Origin of the sequence: Sphingobium sp. D43FB, assembly GCF_002312805.1 — a bacterium.
Classification (GTDB): domain Bacteria; phylum Pseudomonadota; class Alphaproteobacteria; order Sphingomonadales; family Sphingomonadaceae; genus Sphingobium.
This window is the reverse complement of record NZ_NMUA01000165.1, coordinates 1-678: the sequence shown is the minus strand read 5'-3', so window position 1 is coordinate 678 and position 678 is coordinate 1. Positions and strand designations below refer to the sequence as shown.

Genomic DNA, 678 nt, shown 5'->3' with positions numbered 1-678 from the left:
AGAGCCCGATCCGAAACTAAGTTGAGTGGTATCAGCGGGTTAGCTTGACGCTTGCCGCAGTCGTTGATTCAGGGGTTTTGCAACAAACTTCCGGAGATCAACGATGTGGACCGATACCACTCGGGCGCAATATGCCCGCGCGGGACTGACTTTGCCAAGCGATTTGACCGATGCCGAATGGTCGGTGCTCGAACCTTTCTTGCCGCCACCCTCCCACGTAGGCCGTCCGCGCAAATGGCCGCTGCGACGGATCGTCGAGGCGATCCTGTATCTGCTGCGTGGGGGGCTGCCGTGGCGAATGCTGCCGCCCTGCTTTCCGCCGGTCTCGACAGTTCGGCGCTGGTTTTACCTGTGGCGCGATAACAAACTGTGGCTCTCGCTCAATCATACCCTGCTGTTGATGGCGCGTGAAGCGACGGGCCGCGAGGCTTCGCCCAGTGCTGGCGTGATCGATAGTCAGAGCGTGAAAACAACGGAAAGTGGTGGCCCTCGCGGCTTTGACGCGGGCAAGAAAATCAAGGGGCGCAAGCGCCACATCCTCACCGACACCGAGGGCCATTTGGTTCATGCGGTGATCCATACCGCCGACATTCAGGACCGCGACGGCGCGCCGCTGGTCCTGCGTGAAATCATCCACCGCTTTCCATGGCTGCGCCATGTCTTTGCCGATGGCGGCTA

At 60.5% G+C, this 678-nt stretch carries 1 protein-coding gene; it reads left to right on the top strand.

Translation table 11 applies throughout. From position 1 onward, the window contains the following. Positions 1-103: 103 nt before the first annotated feature. A partial coding sequence (locus tag SxD43FB_RS23840; protein WP_096064177.1) for an IS5 family transposase occupies positions 104-678 on the top strand: 575 nt, incomplete at its 3' end.